The 16,146-nt window shown below is 44.0% G+C and carries 10 protein-coding genes; 6 read left to right on the top strand and 4 right to left on the bottom strand.

Features of this window, described 5'->3' with window-relative positions:
• Positions 1 to 150 precede the first annotated feature (150 nt).
• The 4 genes from guaA (at position 151) to AB4274_RS05255 (ending at position 6,639) form a co-directional block, all read left to right on the top strand.
• Positions 151 to 1,704: a glutamine-hydrolyzing GMP synthase gene (gene guaA / locus AB4274_RS05270; RefSeq protein WP_017059729.1), complete on the top strand. Its 1,554-nt coding sequence runs from the start codon at positions 151 to 153 to the stop codon at positions 1,702 to 1,704.
• A 324-nt stretch (positions 1,705 to 2,028) separates the two neighbouring features.
• On the top strand, positions 2,029 to 3,738 hold the full coding sequence (locus AB4274_RS05265) for a chitinase (RefSeq protein ID WP_372111249.1): 1,710 nt from the start codon (positions 2,029 to 2,031) through the stop codon (positions 3,736 to 3,738).
• Positions 3,739 to 4,012: 274 nt separating this feature from the next.
• The gene (locus AB4274_RS05260) at positions 4,013 to 5,563 is read left to right on the top strand and encodes a Na+/H+ antiporter NhaC family protein (RefSeq protein ID WP_372111246.1); all 1,551 of its coding nucleotides are present in this window, start codon (positions 4,013 to 4,015) and stop codon (positions 5,561 to 5,563) included.
• Positions 5,564 to 6,045: 482 nt separating this feature from the next.
• Positions 6,046 to 6,639, top strand: coding sequence for an acetate uptake transporter (locus AB4274_RS05255; protein ID WP_017062818.1), 594 nt, complete (start codon positions 6,046 to 6,048; stop codon positions 6,637 to 6,639).
• Between the two features lie 145 nt (positions 6,640 to 6,784).
• Here AB4274_RS05255 and AB4274_RS05250 read toward each other — a convergent pair whose 3' ends face one another.
• The 4 genes from AB4274_RS05250 to AB4274_RS05235 all read right to left on the bottom strand — a co-directional run bounded on the left by AB4274_RS05250 (position 6,785) and on the right by AB4274_RS05235 (position 12,223).
• A complete protein-coding gene (locus AB4274_RS05250; protein WP_372111243.1) occupies positions 6,785 to 8,332 on the bottom strand; it encodes an alanine/glycine:cation symporter family protein in 1,548 nt (515 codons plus the stop codon).
• A 470-nt stretch (positions 8,333 to 8,802) separates the two neighbouring features.
• Positions 8,803 to 10,173: an MBL fold metallo-hydrolase gene (locus tag AB4274_RS05245; RefSeq protein WP_372111241.1), complete on the bottom strand. Its 1,371-nt coding sequence runs from the start codon at positions 10,171 to 10,173 to the stop codon at positions 8,803 to 8,805.
• A 147-nt stretch (positions 10,174 to 10,320) separates the two neighbouring features.
• Positions 10,321 to 11,088, bottom strand: a complete 768-nt coding sequence (locus AB4274_RS05240) for a 1-acylglycerol-3-phosphate O-acyltransferase (RefSeq protein WP_065584647.1) — start codon at positions 11,086 to 11,088, stop codon at positions 10,321 to 10,323.
• A 196-nt stretch (positions 11,089 to 11,284) separates the two neighbouring features.
• Positions 11,285 to 12,223: a hypothetical protein gene (locus AB4274_RS05235; RefSeq protein WP_102320386.1), complete on the bottom strand. Its 939-nt coding sequence runs from the start codon at positions 12,221 to 12,223 to the stop codon at positions 11,285 to 11,287.
• 260 nt (positions 12,224 to 12,483) lie between these two features.
• Here AB4274_RS05235 and AB4274_RS05230 point away from each other — a divergent pair, with 260 nt between their 5' ends.
• A complete protein-coding gene (locus AB4274_RS05230) occupies positions 12,484 to 13,059 on the top strand; it encodes a bifunctional 2-polyprenyl-6-hydroxyphenol methylase/3-demethylubiquinol 3-O-methyltransferase UbiG (protein WP_241910585.1) in 576 nt (191 codons plus the stop codon).
• Positions 13,060 to 13,066: 7 nt separating this feature from the next.
• Positions 13,067 to 15,961 (top strand): DEAD/DEAH box helicase family protein, encoded by a 2,895-nt coding sequence (locus AB4274_RS05225; RefSeq protein ID WP_102320385.1) that lies wholly within the window; start codon positions 13,067 to 13,069, stop codon positions 15,959 to 15,961.
• The last annotated feature ends 185 nt before the right edge of the window (positions 15,962 to 16,146 follow it).

The raw sequence follows: 16,146 nt of genomic DNA, 5'->3' as shown, positions 1-16,146 counted from the left end.
ATCTACCGCCTGTTTTGTTAAAAGTCCGATTGTCTCAAAACACGTGGTTAAAGATATCTAACGAAAACGTTTGCTTTATTTCTTGAAGAGTTAATCAGAGGTGAGTAAACTCGCCTCCGTTTTATCACATAGCCAATAAGACTGCTTACAATGACTAAAAATATTCATGACCAACGTATTCTAATTCTGGACTTCGGTTCTCAATACACACAGCTAGTAGCTCGTCGTATTCGTGAGATCGGTGTTTACTGTGAACTTTGGAGCTGGGACGTAGAAGAAGCGGATATTCGTGAATTCAATCCAGACGGCATCATCCTATCTGGTGGTCCTGAAAGTGTAACGGAGGAGAACTCTCCACGTGCACCTCAGTACGTATTTGATTCAGGTGTTCCTGTATTCGGTATCTGCTACGGCATGCAAACTATGGCTGAGCAACTTGGCGGTAAAGTAGCAACGTCTACTGAGCGCGAGTTCGGCTACGCAGCGGTACAAGTGACTGGCGAATCTGCACTTTTCGCTGACCTTGAGTCTACTCAAGATGTTTGGATGAGCCACGGCGACAAAGTAGTTGAGATTCCAGCTGATTTCACAAAGATCGCTGAAACAGACACTTGCCCATACGCTGCAATGGCAAACGAAGAGAAGAAGTACTTCGGTGTTCAATTCCACCCAGAAGTAACACACACTAAAAACGGCCTGAAAATGCTTGAGAACTTCGTTCTTAACGTATGTGGTTGTGAAGGTCTGTGGACTTCAGCTTCAATCATTGAAGATGCAGTTGCACGTATTAAAGAACAAGTAGGTGACGACGAAGTTATCCTTGGTCTTTCTGGTGGTGTTGATTCATCTGTAGTTGCGATGCTTGCTCACCGCGCTATCGGCGACAAACTAACATGTGTATTTGTTGATAACGGCCTTCTTCGTCTAAACGAAGCTGAGCAAGTTATGGATATGTTTGGTGACCAGTTCGGCCTAAACATCATCAAAGTCGATGCAGAAGATCGTTTCCTTAAAGCTCTGGAAGGCGAAGCTGAACCAGAAGCTAAGCGTAAAATCATCGGTCACGTATTCGTAGATATCTTCGATGAAGAGTCTAAGAAACTATCTAATGCTAAATGGCTTGCTCAGGGTACTATCTACCCAGACGTAATCGAGTCTGCAGCATCTAAGACAGGTAAAGCACACGTAATCAAATCTCACCACAACGTTGGTGGCCTTCCTGATGATATGGAAATGGGTCTTGTTGAACCTCTACGTGAGCTGTTTAAAGATGAAGTACGTAAGATCGGCCTTGAGCTTGGTCTTCCATACAACATGCTTTACCGCCACCCATTCCCGGGTCCTGGTCTAGGTGTTCGTGTTCTTGGCGAAATCAAGAAAGAGTACTGTGATCTACTGCGTCGCGCAGATGCTATTTTCATTGAAGAGCTTCACGCTGCTGACCTTTACCACAAAGTATCTCAAGCATTCACGGTATTCCTACCAGTACGTTCAGTTGGCGTAATGGGCGATGGCCGTAAGTACGATTGGGTTGTATCTCTACGTGCCGTAGAAACTATCGACTTCATGACTGCTCACTGGGCACACCTACCATACGACTTCCTAGGTAAGGTTTCTAACCGTATTATCAACGAAGTTAACGGCATTTCACGTGTTGTTTACGATATTTCTGGTAAGCCACCAGCAACTATCGAGTGGGAATAATCTCTTAGAGATTTAACCAGCTTTGATTAAGATCTTAAGCCTCGAACTCAGTTCGGGGCTTTTTTCTTTTCGATTGATTATATTGATTCATTACATTAAAGGCTTATGAGCAATACCTCGAAATCAAATGAACAATAACTAGAAACCAAATGAGTTGGAAACTAGATATCAGCTCAAGAAACCATGAGACGCTTTGTTGTGCTGAGCCATGTATCAAAAAGATCACTCGCACTTTTTATAAATTCACACAGCTACAGCTAGGCCATTCCACATGTGAAGCATACTCTTTGATGGACTTATTAAGGACAGATAAGAGAATCCATCATGTTAAAAATCAAATATTTGGCGACAGTACTGGGCTGCACATTAGCAGCGCAAAGTCATGCGTCTTTGAACATTCAACCTGATCCGCAAAACCCGAATGGTTACCTTGTTGAAAAGTCGGCTCTACAAGCTGCTGAACAAGCGAAAACATCCGATCCTATGTATGCGATCTGGTCACAGGCCCTTCAAACTCGCCCGAATACAATCGTTGAAGCGATTGAACCCGGTTCCCCCTCGAATCCTGAAAACATAAAGCGTGTAGAGCGCGTGTTCCCTCAATCTGAATGGGACTTCCTCACTCAGATGGCAGCGCCAGAATACACCTACACTCGCTTCTTACGTGCGATCGGTAAATTCCCAGCGTTCTGTGGAGAGTACACCGATGGCCGTGATTCTGATGCTATCTGTAAAAAATCCATCATCACGGCCTTTGCTCACTTTTCACAAGAGACGGGTGGGCATATCGCGATAGACAACACCTCTGATAATCCATTAGCTCTAGAAGAGTGGCAGCAAGCGCTGGTGCATGTTCGCGAAATGGGTTGGTCTGAAGGCCAAGAAGGTTACACCACCGGTTGTGGTCAGAACGATTGGCAGAATGCCCGTTGGCCATGTGCTGCGGGACAGGGCTACTTCGGACGTGGTGCTAAACAGCTTTCTTACCATTTTAATTATGGCGCGTTCTCTGAAGTGATGTTTGATGGTGACGCGACGGTGCTTCTCAACAATCCGGGCTTAGTGGCGGACTCTTGGTTGAACTTAGCTTCTGCTATTTGGTTTTTCCTTACCCCTCAAGCACCTAAACCAGCTATGCTGCATGTCATCGACCGCACTTGGACGCCATCTCAACGCGAATTGGATGCGGGTATTGGTTATGGCTTTGGTACCACAATCAACGTGATCAATGGTGGTATTGAATGTGGCGAGCAGAACAAAGACAAAGGCCAACCCGTTAACCGTATTCGTTATTGGGAAGGGTTAGCAGCGCACTATGAAATTCCGGTAGAAGCGGATGAAGCCAATACTTGTTGGCAGCAAACGCCTTACGGAAGCTTAAACCTCAACGGAGCAACGGATGTGTTGTACACCAACTGGGATGGTAACTGGAAATACTACGCAGACCGCCCAGAAGGTTACTCGTTTGAGTGTGAGCTTGTTGGTTTCCAAACGGCTTATTCCGCACTGGTGGCTGGTGATTACGAGAAGTGTGTGACCAACTTCTATGGTTCTCATGCGAGTTGGCCTGAAGTGAAAGTTGTCGATAAGCTGGATCCGGTAGATCCTGGTACTGATCCGGGTGGTAATGGTTGGAGTGCGACCAAGGTTTACAACGCGGGTGACCAAGTGACTCACAACGGTGCAACCTATGAAGCGAAATGGTGGACACAAGGGGATGACCCTACCAATGGCGGCCCTTGGAAATTGATTGTTGGAGAGCCAACACCACCCGTGACAGATCCATCGCCAGTTGATCCTGCACCAGTCGATCCTACACCTGTTGACCCAACACCAGTTGAACCACCTGTTACCGAGCCGCCTGTCGTTGTTGACCCATCGCTATTTGTCACATGGCAAGCGGGTGTTAGCCAAGTGAGTAACGGTGACAAAGTGACGCATAACGGCAAGTGCTTCGTGGCTAAAAACGGCCCGGGCGTATGGGAAAGCCCTGTTCAGTCGAATTGGTTCTGGGATGAAATCAGTTGTAATTGATAGTCTGAATACTGAAGAGGTGGCCTAAGTTACGAGCTCAGTAGTACGACCATAGCGATATAAATAATCAAAAGCCGAAAGTGTCTACTTTCGGCTTTTTTCCGTTTCGAACTTGGCTATTTAAGCAGGGTGATTGGTCTATTTGGCTATGTTGAAGCGCATTTAAAGACTAATTATCCAGTTAGAGGATAAAGTTCTGTACAAATGATGCTTGTGAATTTATATTCAAATTTAATTTATATTTATTCTATTATTTTAGGGGTAAGATGTACCTATGGAACAGACAGATATCACGTCACTCATCCCCATTGTGATTACTTTGGTGTTGTCATTGGCGACAAGGAATGTGGTGATAGGCCTTTTTGCTGGTGTGCTGAGTGGTGTTGCAATGCTGACTGGCATGTTTAGCGAACTTAACCCGCTTGATACGTTTGGTACCATGGTGAAAGGTTACCTAGTCCCTCAACTTACCGACAGCTATAACGCTGGTGTGATCATGCTGTTGGTGTTCATCGGTGGTTTTGTCGCTTTGATGGAAAAGTCGGGTGGTGGTGTTGCGTTTGCTAAGCGTGTGACTCAGTGGGTAAGCAACAAGTGCCAAGCTCAATTGTCTGCGTGGTTTGGAGGAATCGTGATATTTTTCTCTGACTTAGGTACTCCGTTGATTGTTGGTCCTGTCTTTCGCCCTCTTTTCGATAAACTGAAACTTTCTAGACAGAAGTTGGCATTCATCATCGACTCTACATCATCACCCGTCGCGATCCTTATCCCTTTTATCGGGTGGGGCGTGTATATCATGAGCCTGATTCAAAAAGAGTTTACGGCGTTGAATGTCAATATGTCTGATTGGGATGCGTTCATCGGTGCGATTCCTTTTCAGTTCTACGCATTCCTCGCGATTTTCATCGTTCCGCTCGTGTCCGTTAAAGGTTTAGATTTTGGGCCAATGGCAAAAGCTGAGCGTGATTGCCAGGCGGGAATTAACTCTGGCGTGAATAACGAATCACTAAATCCCTTCTCGCATAAAAATGCAAAGGCATCTTTTGTCTGGGCACCATTGTTAGTGATGCTAGTGGTGTTGTGTGCCATGCTGGTACCACAAGGTTTCCCATTCCAAAAGGTCGCAGGTTCATCGTTCAGAGCTGCTTTATCATCGGCTTACTTCTTTGCGGCGATTACCTTAATCTCGCTAATGGCTTACTACGGTGTAAGAAACCTTTCAGATGGTGTTTCTGTGTACTTAAAAGGTATGGGAAACATGATGCCAGTCGCGATCATCTTGGTACTGGCTTGGGCATTAAGCACCGTTGGTAAAGAGTTGGGTGCAGCGGCTTATATTGCTGAGCAAGCACAGAGCGGTTTCCCTTACTGGTTAGTACCTGCGGTCGCGTTCTTGCTGTCTGCCATTATCTCATTCGCAACGGGCTCATCGTGGGGAACCTTCGCGATAATGATGCCTTTAGTTATTCCAACCGCGATTGCGATAGATGCTCCGCTTCTCGTCGCGATTGGTGCCGTGTTATCGGGTGGCTTGTTTGGTGATCACTGCTCACCGATCTCTGAAACCACGATTCTTTCTTCAACCGGGGCTGGGTGTGATCAGTTTGAACACTTTAAGACGCAGCTACCTTACGCATTGATGAACGGCTCTATTGCTCTGATTAGTTTTGTAGTCGCAGGCTTTACGGGAAGTGCATTGGTTGTATTAGGTGCTCTTGTTGCTCAGTTGATTGTCGTGACGTTGTTAGCCAAGCGCGATGCGAGTAAAAACGCTTCTTCAGACGTTCAATCTCAAGTGTCTGAATCTAAACCACAACAAGCGTAATTTAATCTGTCCAAGTAGATACGAGATTTAATGGAGTAAACAAGTAACGAAAAGCTCGCCCTATTATTACTCGTGTTTGCAATTTAGTTTCTCGCTTGCTCAATCTGAACGCGCTCTTCGCATCCCGTATCTCGTTACCCGCATCTAAGCAAACCTCCGTCATTCCCTACAGTGAGGAACGAACGTGGTAGGGAGTCTCTGGCGTTTATCGTCGGTGCTTATGTCTAAAAGGGGATTCCAGATATCTCGTCCCTCGATTCTGGAATGACGATCAAATGAGTCGATACGTGACAGGGAATTTGTTCATTTATAGGCTCTATGAATTAATTAGCGTTGTTATGAAACTAATTTTCCATAAGATCATTTACACAATCTTAGTTTTCGATAACTGGATTACCTAGTTGTACGGTTTATAGATTAAAATTTTCTGATAATTTTTATCGCTTTTTTTTAATCAACCACTTTAATAAGGTAAATTCGCAATGTCGACCAAACTAGCTAACCCAGCGCCACTAGGCTTAATGGGTTTCGGTATGACCACTATTCTTCTTAATATCCACAACGCAGGTTTCTTTCCAATCGATTCAATGATTCTTGCTATGGGTATTTTTTACGGTGGTTTGAGCCAAGTTATCGTGGGCACAATGTGTTTCAAACGTGGTGACACGTTCGGTACAACTGCGTTTACTTCTTACGGCCTATTCTGGTTGTCTTTGGTTGGTTTAATCGTGATGCCTTACATGGGCCTACCTGCAAGCCCTGCAGCATTCATGGGTTGGTACCTACTACTATGGGGCATCTTCACAGGCTTCATGTTCATCGGCTCTCTATGCTACCCAGTGGCGAAGCAAGTAGTATTCGGTTCACTAACTATCTTGTTCTTCCTACTTGCAGCTCGTGATTTCACTGGCAGTCAACTAATCGGCACTATCGCTGGTTTTGAAGGTATCTTCTGTGGCGCTTCAGCTATTTACTTTGCAATGGCACAAGTAATCAACAACGAATACGGCCGCACTGTACTGCCTATCGGTGAGAAGAAAGCACCTCAAATGGCAACACAAGAAATCGCTGCTTAATACTCTAACTCGGGAACAGTTAGTTTGTTATAAGCCATTTATTGGTTATGAATAAAACAAAAGGGGTTAGCCGAAATGGCTAACCCCTTTTTTATGCGTTATTAATAGCGCTATTTGTTAAAGCGATCTATTTGCTAAGGAAAGCTTAAGCTGAAGGCTGCTCTACAGGTTTAGTGTCTGCAGCTTCTGCTTCAGGAGACTTGCCTGTTTTACGCTTGTACTTCTCTTCCCAGTAAGTAGCACCTTTAATGCCTAGTTTTACAGGGTTGAATGTGTACTCAGTCACACCTTGTTTCTGCTGTTCTTCGTAGTCAGCTAGAGCTTTAAGCGCAGGCTTAGACATGAAGAAGATGATCAGAATACCCACGATGTTTAACCATGCCATCAAGCCAACACCAACATCACCCATTGCCCATGCAAGGTTCGCTGTTTTAACTGTGCCATAGAAAACTGCAGTGATAAGAACAAGCTTAAGTACGAACATCATGCCAGGGATCTTGATGGTACGACGTAGGTAAGCAATATTCGTTTCTGCGATGTAGTAGTAAGCAAGAATCGTTGTAAATGCGAAGAAGAACAGAGCAAATGCGATGAATGGCTTACCAATGCCTGGTAGTGCACTTTCAATAGCAAGCTGTGTAAATACAGGACCATTCGCACCAACGTTTGCTGCTAGGTTCTGAACAAGGAATACACCCTCAGCACCGCCGTGAACGTTGTAAGCACCAGTGATGATGATCATGAACGCTGTAGCTGAACATACTAGAAGTGTATCGATGTAGATAGAGAACGCTTGTACTAAACCTTGCTGAGCTGGGTGATCAACACTTGCAGCAGCTGCCGCGTGAGGACCAGTACCTTGACCTGCTTCGTTTGAGTAAACACCACGCTTAACACCCCAACCAATTGCAGCACCGAAGCCTGCCATAGGTGTGAATGCATCACCAACAATCATTGCGAAAACAGTTGGCACTTGGCTGATGTTTAGCAGAATGATAATGAACGCGATGATGATGTAAGCCAATGCCATGAAAGGAACAACGATCTGTGTGAAGTTCGCAATACGTTTAACACCACCAAAGATGATGAAAGCAAGGATGATAGCAACAACAGTACCGGTGAAAATTTTAGCGAAACTGAATGTACCGACAGCTGTTTCAATCATGTCACCTGAACCAAATGCAGCTTCTACAGCATTACCAATACTGTTTGACTGAACACCTGGAAGCAAAATACCACATGCAAAAATAGTCGCGATTGCGAAGATCCATGCGTACCACTTCTGACCCATTGCTTTTTCAATGTAGTAAGCCGGACCACCACGGAACTGGCCTTCGTCTTCTTCTTTGTAGATTTGCGCTAGCGTAGATTCTGCATAAGCAGTCGCGGCGCCAAAGAAGGCTACAACCCACATCCAGAATACTGCACCTGGGCCACCGAAACCGATAGCGGCAGCAACACCAGCAATGTTACCTGTACCTACACGGCCAGATAGCGAAACGGCTAGAGCTTGGAAAGACGAGATGCCTTTTGATGAGCTTTTACCCGATAGTAGCAAGCGCCACATTTCAAAGAAGTGACGGATTTGAACAAATCGAGTCATGATGGAGTAGAACAAACCTGCACCTAAACATAGGTAGATAAGTACTGGACTCCAGATTATTCCATTCAAAAAATCAACGAATGACTGCATGAGTATTTTCCCTGTTAGTTTTGCTTATGATTGTTTTTCGAACAACACAATACTTCACTTGTAATCCGAGTGTTAAATTATTTAACTGCCTATTAGGATTACTGTGACATAAAGCATGTTACAGGGAGTGTTTGTTAACGCTTAGTGCTAATTTGATAATCGTTCCATTAAAATTGATATGCAATTAGTTGTTTTTAGTGTCGGTTTGTAAAGTGAATAAATAGTGATTAATACAAATTTTCGAAACTCACAATATGTGTCAGAAGGGAAAATAGAAGAAAAATGAGAGGAAACGTTGTTCAGTACTAATGACTGTTAACACATTACGACGGTAAAGATGCAAGAATATATCACCGATATAGTGAAATTAGGCAGGTTTAAGGGGAGGTATTATTTAAAATATCAGTAGTGATTTTTAGAACTTTCCGTAAGGATTACCGCAATCAGAAATCGTGAATTAATCGCCTGTTTTAAACGACTGTAAATCCTTTTCCAACCAAAGCTTGAGCGAACTCAGACTGAGTATTTGGCTCGCCGTGAATCAAATGCACCTCTTTCGGTGGAGTCGCGATGCCCTCTATAAATCGGTAGAGATCTTCTTTATCAGCATGGGCAGAATAGCCAGACATGCCATGAATTTGAGCGTTAACCTCAACGTCTTTGTTATCAATAAAAACCTGCATTTCGCCTTGTTGCAGCTCTCGTCCGAGCGTCCCGTGCGCTTGATAGCCAGCTAAAATCACATCGGTTCGTTTATCGGGAAGCAAGGCTGATAAGTAGTTCATTATCCTGCCGCCCTGACACATTCCAGAAGCTGCGACCACAATCGCGGGTTCACCTGTCGACTTGAGGCGATTCACGATTTTCTTGTGCATTCTATGTCCATCAATGGTAATGCACTGCTCAAAAGCGAGTGGGTGACGTTTCAGTTCAAGACGCAGCTTTGCTTCTTGCCCCCACAACTCTTTAAAACGTCGGTATGAACGCGTCACTTTTTGAGCCATCGGAGAATCGAGAATAATAGGAATATCGCTACTGAGTTGATGCTCAAAGATCAGGTGTTCGATATCAAACAGCAATTCCTGAGTTCTGCCGATACTAAAAGCCGGGATTAGAATAACGCCACCATCGAGCAGTGAACGATCAATAATGGCCTTGAGACGCTCAGATCGCGTAGCAATATCATCATGTGTACTGGTGCCATAAGTAGATTCGATAAACAGATAATCGGCTTGCTGTGGTGACTTGGGATCCGGCAGCAGTGGTGTGTTACTCGGGCCCAAGTCGCCAGAAAACACAACTACTTCTTGGTTAGGTAACTTAATCTCGATATAGGCGGAACCTAAGATGTGCTCAGCAGGTTGAAATCGAGCATGCAGAGTATTTGGCCTATGATGATCCTTTCCGTTGTTTTGCTGTTTAGACGTGATTGGAAACCATTCGCCGTAAGGCTTGGGATCTATCAACGAATGAATCTTTTTGAGTATCAGCTTTGATTGTTTATTGCTGAGTCCTTGTAGTTTTAACCCATCCTCAATCATTAAAGGAGCGAGTTCGGCGGTGGCTTGCGTGCAATAAATTGGCTGGTTAAATCCACTGGCGAGTAACCAAGGTAATCGGCCAATATGATCAATGTGGGTATGGGTCAGCAGCAGAGCGTTGAGGCGGGAAGTTTCAAATTCAATATCAAGAGGGCGAGTGTCCGCACCTTGAAGCTTTTTACCTTGAAGATCTAAACCTTGAAAAAGGCCACAATCGATGAGCACCGCTTGGCCTGAATCTCTTAGCTCGTGACAAGATCCTGTGACAGTATGTTTGCCACCATGGTGAATCACTTCCATCGTTTGCTCCCATTGCTCTATAAAGCCGTTAACGCCGGTTTTTATTTTGCGGATAAGCGCCAGCAAGTAAAACAAGAACAATGAGAGTTGCGATCGTTGAGTGTCTTTTTAAGTAACTGAGCGATGACTCAGTGGTTTCGTTGCGAGTTAGTTCGTAGAAGAACGGTCTGAATCCAACTCTGTTTTTTGCTGCGCCTCTAAACGAGCCACTTCGGCATCAAGCTCTGCTATTTTCTCTGCCATGAGTGCGTGACAGCGATTGGCCAACTCTCTCGCATCGCTAAGCTTGTATCCGGATACATCGATAGGTTCCAACATCTCGGTGATCACAATGCCATTATTGGCACGATTAAAGTCGATCTTATTGTGCGTGGTGCTAGTACACATCGGGGTGATAGGCACACCAGCTTCAATTGCCATTCGGAAAGCGCCTGTTTTGAATGGCAGTAGTCCACGCCCTTTACTACGGGTTCCTTCCGGGTAAACCCAAACAGACAGATCTCTCTGATGAATCGCTTCCGCCACTTGCTTGATGGTATCGCGTGCTTTGGATTTGTCTTCGCGGTTAATCATGATGTTACCGGTGATCCAATACAGCAGGCCAAAGAAAGGCACGTACAACAAATCGCGTTTGCCCAATGAAACAGTGCGTGGTCTTAGCATTCCTGGATCGGTCACAAAATCCAATATGCTTTGGTGGTTAGAGATGTAGACGCTGTTTTCTGGTGTCGGGGCATTGTCTAGGCCGCGTTGCACCAGTTTTACACCGATGATCTTTTGGAGTTGGTTGAACCAACGACAGAAAACGTACACATGCTTGGGGTTCTTGGGGCTAAACAAGCAGTAAACAAAAGCACATAGAGTGGTGAAAATAATAAACACCGTAGCCAAAATAATACGAAGAACAGCAAGCACAATTCACTCCTTACTCACCGCAGATGGCAGTGATTAAATAGTTTTAGATGCTTGAAGTTTTCACTCTATTTAACCGAATTGCAACAATTAACTGTTATAGGGTTCTGTTTTTAGATCTTTATATAAAACAAGGACTAACAATGGGTGTTTGACACGATTATCGAGCTTACACGTGTTCACCAGTAGCGAGGCATGTTCACCAATACTGTTTATTTGGATCCAACTCTTCTACCCATTCAGGATCTTGACGCGACTCTAAATAGAGTTGTAGGCCGTTATAGGACATGAAAGCTGCAGGGCCGCCGAGGTGCTCGAAATAGTCAAAATACTCATCTTCGAGAGCACAAAGGTGGGCTAAATCTTTAACCTTGTTAGCCAGCGCCCACTGAATGGCAAATACAGGCGCTATTGAGCCTGAAATATTCACCTCTTCGACGTTTGGGTTAAACATTGAATTAGCTTGCTCAAGCAGTATCTCTTCTTGTTCAGACTCTTGTTGTAGTACCTCTTCGACGATCTCCGAGCGCTTGGTATTAGAGACATTCTTGTTCAGCTTGGTGATTCGCAGTGCGTAGCTAAACCTTTCTGATGAAACGATGTCGACAAGCTGCGACAACAGCTCTTTGTCTACGCCTGCTGCCTTGGTGAAATAGTCGATACATGAATTGATTGAGGCATAACGAGTACCGTCAAACTCAAAGCCACTGGTTTCGTCGTATACCTCAAGTGGGATGTCATCAACCGACAAAGGCCAGCCTTTATAATCGACGCGTTGCTTGGCGATTTGATACATCTTCCAAGCGCTGCGCCCAAACCCACCGAGCGTCGAACCCGAGAAATCAGAATCAATAAGCTCTTGCTCCGTCCAGTTCTCACCGATGCCAAGGTGCTTAGCGTACTTGTCTATCAGAGTGTGTTTTATCTGATCGCGCACAGACCAAATTGAGGTCAGATTCTTTGAATAGTTAATTCTCGCACACTCATTACAAGCCGGCAGTGCTATCGGTGAATGGCCTATCTTGGCAATAGCCTGCGCTGTCTTAGGGAATTCAACAACATCATTGGAAGGTTCACCACAAAACCAACAACTGTGGCGCAGGTTGAATGGGGTATCTATGTGGGAGTATGTGTTCATTAGTCTAATTCTGCAGGGGGTGAGGTTGGGTTAGCATCAAAATAATTATCCCTGTTCACTTGTCACCTTGCACCTTGTTTGTTTCATTTTTCTGCGGAGTTTAGTTTGTAGTGGTTATTGATAGGGTGATGAGAGAGACGGTCAATATGCTATTTGGGCTTAGGTTGTTAAGGATGAATATCGAGCTGATACACAACAACACTTCCTCTTTTTCAATATGTTAGAATGGGTGAATTAAATGACACACTGAGAGTGGACTCGTGACTTATTACGATCAGAATGCTGAACTATTTTTTTCAGGAACGGTTGAGGTTGACATGGCCCCTGTTTATCAAAGGTTTATACCGTTACTCAATGACGGCGCAAGCATTCTTGATGCGGGCTGCGGATCTGGTCGTGACACCTTGTATTTTCACAAAGCAGGGTTTGCAGTCACAGCCTTTGATCTCAGCGAGCAACTTGTGGAGCTCGCGAGGCAACATACATCGCTTCCGATTCAGCAATGTGCGTTTACTCGCTTTGAAAGTACTACGCAATATGATGGTATCTGGGCGTGTGCTTCTCTGCTGCATGTTTCGTTATCTGAGCTACCTGAAACTCTGGAGCACTTATCCTCCTACCTTAAACCCAAAGCCGTGTTTTATTGTTCTTTTAAGTATGGAGACAAGGAAGTCGTAAAAGGGGGGCGCCGGTTTACCAATTTGACGGAAAGCAGCTTGCTGACCGTTTTAGAAGGAACTCAGTTGGAGGTTAAGGAAGTTTGGCAGACCGGTGATCAGCGGCCAGATAGGGTCGAAGAACGTTGGCTAAATGCGTTGCTGATTAAGAAAGGGTAATATTTTTATGCCAAAGCAATCATTAACCATAAAACAGGATCTTTTAACTGTAGGGGATGACGATCCGTTGCTTCCCCAGTTGGTTCATGCCATCAACTATGCCACTGAGATTGAAATCGCGGTTTCCTTTATACAACCATCAGGGTTAGATTTACTGCTTCCAAGTATTTATGAAGCTATTGAAAGGCATCGCAGCGCAGGAACCACGCTTAAGCTACGAATTCTAACCTCCGATTACCTTCATATTACTCATCCAATCGCTTTACGGTCGCTCGCATCACTAAATAATGACGGTGTTGAGGTTAAGATTTTTGAGTCCAATAATCGTAGTTTTCACCTCAAATCTTATATTTTTGTGAGAAGTGATGAGGAGCAGAGCTTCTATAATGGCACTGCATTTGTTGGCTCAAATAATATCAGTAGAACTGCATTAACCAATGCCTATGAATGGTGCTTAAGGTTAGATTATCAACCTCCTTTAGATTCAGAACCCGCTCAACAATTTTTCAAAATTAGAGAGCAATTTGACAAGCTGTTTCACCACCCTTCTGCTATTCGAATCTCAGATGAGTGGATTAGTGACTATATTAAACGCCGCCAACCTCCAGAATTAAAAGCCGTGGGAGATCGCTCTTTAACTGATGAAGAAACATATTCGCCTAACTCGGCACAGGTTGAGGCATTACTAGCACTTAGTGCTAGTCGCAACAAAGGGAACGTTCGCGGCCTTGTGGTTATGGGAACCGGAATGGGCAAGACGTGGTTATCAGCATTTGATGCTCAACAGATGAACGCCAAAAGAGTTCTGTTTGTTGCACATCGGGAAGAGATTCTGAGACAAGCTTTTCATACCTATTCTAAGCTTTGGCCAGAAAAGTCTGCGGGCTACTATCATGGTAAAGTCAAAGATCAGGACAAAGAGATGCTTTTCGCGTCAGTACAAAGCCTTGGCCGAGAGCATCACTTAGAGAAGTTTGCATCAAATTACTTTGATTATATTGTTGTAGATGAATTTCATCATGCCAGCGCTAACACTTACTTAAATATACTGAATCACTTCGAACCTAAGTTTTTGCTCGGGTTGACTGCAACGCCAGAGCGGCCTGACCAAGCCAATATATTATCTCTTTGCCATGATAATCTCGTTTTCGAAAGAAACCTCGTTCATGGCATAGATAGCCAAATTTTGGTGCCATTTCACTATTACGGAATTTGGGATGATTCTGTTGATTATCAAGAGATTCCTTGGCGAAACGGTAAGTTTGAGCCTTCTGCACTCGATGCACAATTTGCCACGACTCGTCGTGCGAAGCACGTTTTTGAACACTGGAAGCTGCGACGTCAATCTAGAACTCTCGCTTTTTGTGTATCCATCACTCACGCTAATTATATGGCTGAGCAATTTAATTTAACGTTTGAGAAAGAAGGGTTTAGAGCACTCTCTGTCCACAGTCAATCCTCTGTACGCCGCAATGAAGCGTTGCGGTTACTTGACCAAGGTGAAGTACAAGTTCTGTTTACGGTTGATCTTTTTAATGAGGGTACGGATCTACCGTCAATTGATACCGTGTTAATGATACGGCCAACCGAGTCAAACATTATCTTTATTCAGCAGCTTGGGAGAGGATTGAGGAGGCACGTTAACAAGACTCATTTAGTGGTCATTGATTTCATTGGTAACCATCGTTCATTCTTGAATAAGCAAGAAGTATTAGGCTTGCAGGACTTGACCTCATCGCTAAGCAAGCTCTCAACATCAACGCGATCTCCTGAACTCGGTGAGGGGTGTTATATCACTATAGACCCTGAAGTGACTGAATTCTGGCAAGAGCTATCGAAGCAGTTGCGACACTCCTCGTCCCAAGAGTTTGTTTATTTAATGAATCATTTAGGGCATAGACCTAGAGCAGTTGAGTTTTATCGTGCAGGTTACGATTTTAACAAAGTGAATAAGCAACATGGAAGTTGGTTTGAATTAGTCTCTGAGCAGATTAGTGAACCTGCCATTCAAGCTGTGACTCATGAACATAAAACGTTCCTGCTGAATGCGATACAAAAAATGAGTATGACGAAAAGCTTTAAAGCGATTCTGTTAGAGGCATTTTTGGAACTAGACGGTTTTCAAATTCCACCAACATTACAAGATCTTGCAACGAAAAGTGGTCAAGTCTTGGCGCGTTACCCTTCGATTAGAGACGCTGATTTACCGAGTAAACAACAGATGCTTGATGTTGAGTCGACAACTTGGTTGCAGTATTGGAAAAGTAATCCTATCAATGCATTTATTGGGGGAAACCGAAAAAATGCCACTCCATGGTTTGTCGTTGAAGATGGGCGTTTTAAAAATAACTTTCCAATTGAGCCGAATCACATCAGTGCATTAGGAGATTTAGTTAAAGAGTTAGTGGATTTGCAGTTAGCAAAATATGCAGACAGAAGGAAAAATACAGAGACAGTATTAGAAAGCGATCAATCTTCCGCGCAACTTATTCAACTGCCTTATTATCCTAATCTAAAGATTGCCTGTGGCCACTTTAAAACGGGAACCCATGATGATTTGGAGTTGATGGAAGTTGATCTACATAACGTAGACCCTCAAAAACACTTTTTAGCCCGTGCATCTGGTAACTCAATGAATGGTGGAAAATCGCCTATTTTGGATGGACAGTTATTACTTTTAGAGTTGGTTAGTCCGGTTTCTGCCGGCTCTATAACAGGCAATACAATGGCTATAGAGATCCAAGATCAGAGCGGTGACAATCAATATCTACTGCGGGTGATTCAAAAAGATTCTCAAGGAAATTATTATCTGAAGGCAAATAACCCAGATTACGAAGTTATTGAAGCAAATGAGAGCATGAAAACTTTTGCGAGATTAAAACGCGTTATTGATGTTGGGTAATGGGTAATGGGTAATCGGTAACTGTGCTTTAGTCGTTGCCATCTATTGTGACGTTTGTATTTGTTCGGCCATTACACAATATAAAATTCAGGGTAGTGAAGAATGATAAGCGGAACTCTTTCTTAAACAGCGTAACGAGGTTCCAGTTTTTGTTTTCTAAGCTAAAGGCTTTTGCAATTGCGGGA

This window comes from Vibrio sp. 10N.261.55.A10 (assembly GCF_041470825.1).
In the GTDB taxonomy this organism is placed as follows: domain Bacteria; phylum Pseudomonadota; class Gammaproteobacteria; order Enterobacterales; family Vibrionaceae; genus Vibrio; species Vibrio crassostreae_C.
Note: the sequence above shows the minus strand (reverse complement) of the source record. Positions and strands in the feature narration are given on the sequence as shown.

Bases quoted from the DNA above. Each gene is read 5' to 3' on its own strand.
- guaA (WP_017059729.1), top strand. From the start codon at position 151: ATGACTAAAAATATTCATGACCAACGTATTCTAATTCTGGACTTCGGT.
- AB4274_RS05265 (WP_372111249.1), top strand. From the start codon at position 2,029: ATGTTAAAAATCAAATATTTGGCGACAGTACTGGGCTGCACATTAGCA.
- AB4274_RS05260 (WP_372111246.1), top strand. From the start codon at position 4,013: ATGGAACAGACAGATATCACGTCACTCATCCCCATTGTGATTACTTTG.
- AB4274_RS05255 (WP_017062818.1), top strand. From the start codon at position 6,046: ATGTCGACCAAACTAGCTAACCCAGCGCCACTAGGCTTAATGGGTTTC.
- AB4274_RS05250 (WP_372111243.1), bottom strand. From the start codon at position 8,332: ATGCAGTCATTCGTTGATTTTTTGAATGGAATAATCTGGAGTCCAGTA.
- AB4274_RS05245 (WP_372111241.1), bottom strand. From the start codon at position 10,173: ATGGAAGTGATTCACCATGGTGGCAAACATACTGTCACAGGATCTTGT.
- AB4274_RS05235 (WP_102320386.1), bottom strand. From the start codon at position 12,223: ATGAACACATACTCCCACATAGATACCCCATTCAACCTGCGCCACAGT.
- AB4274_RS05225 (WP_102320385.1), top strand. From the start codon at position 13,067: ATGCCAAAGCAATCATTAACCATAAAACAGGATCTTTTAACTGTAGGG.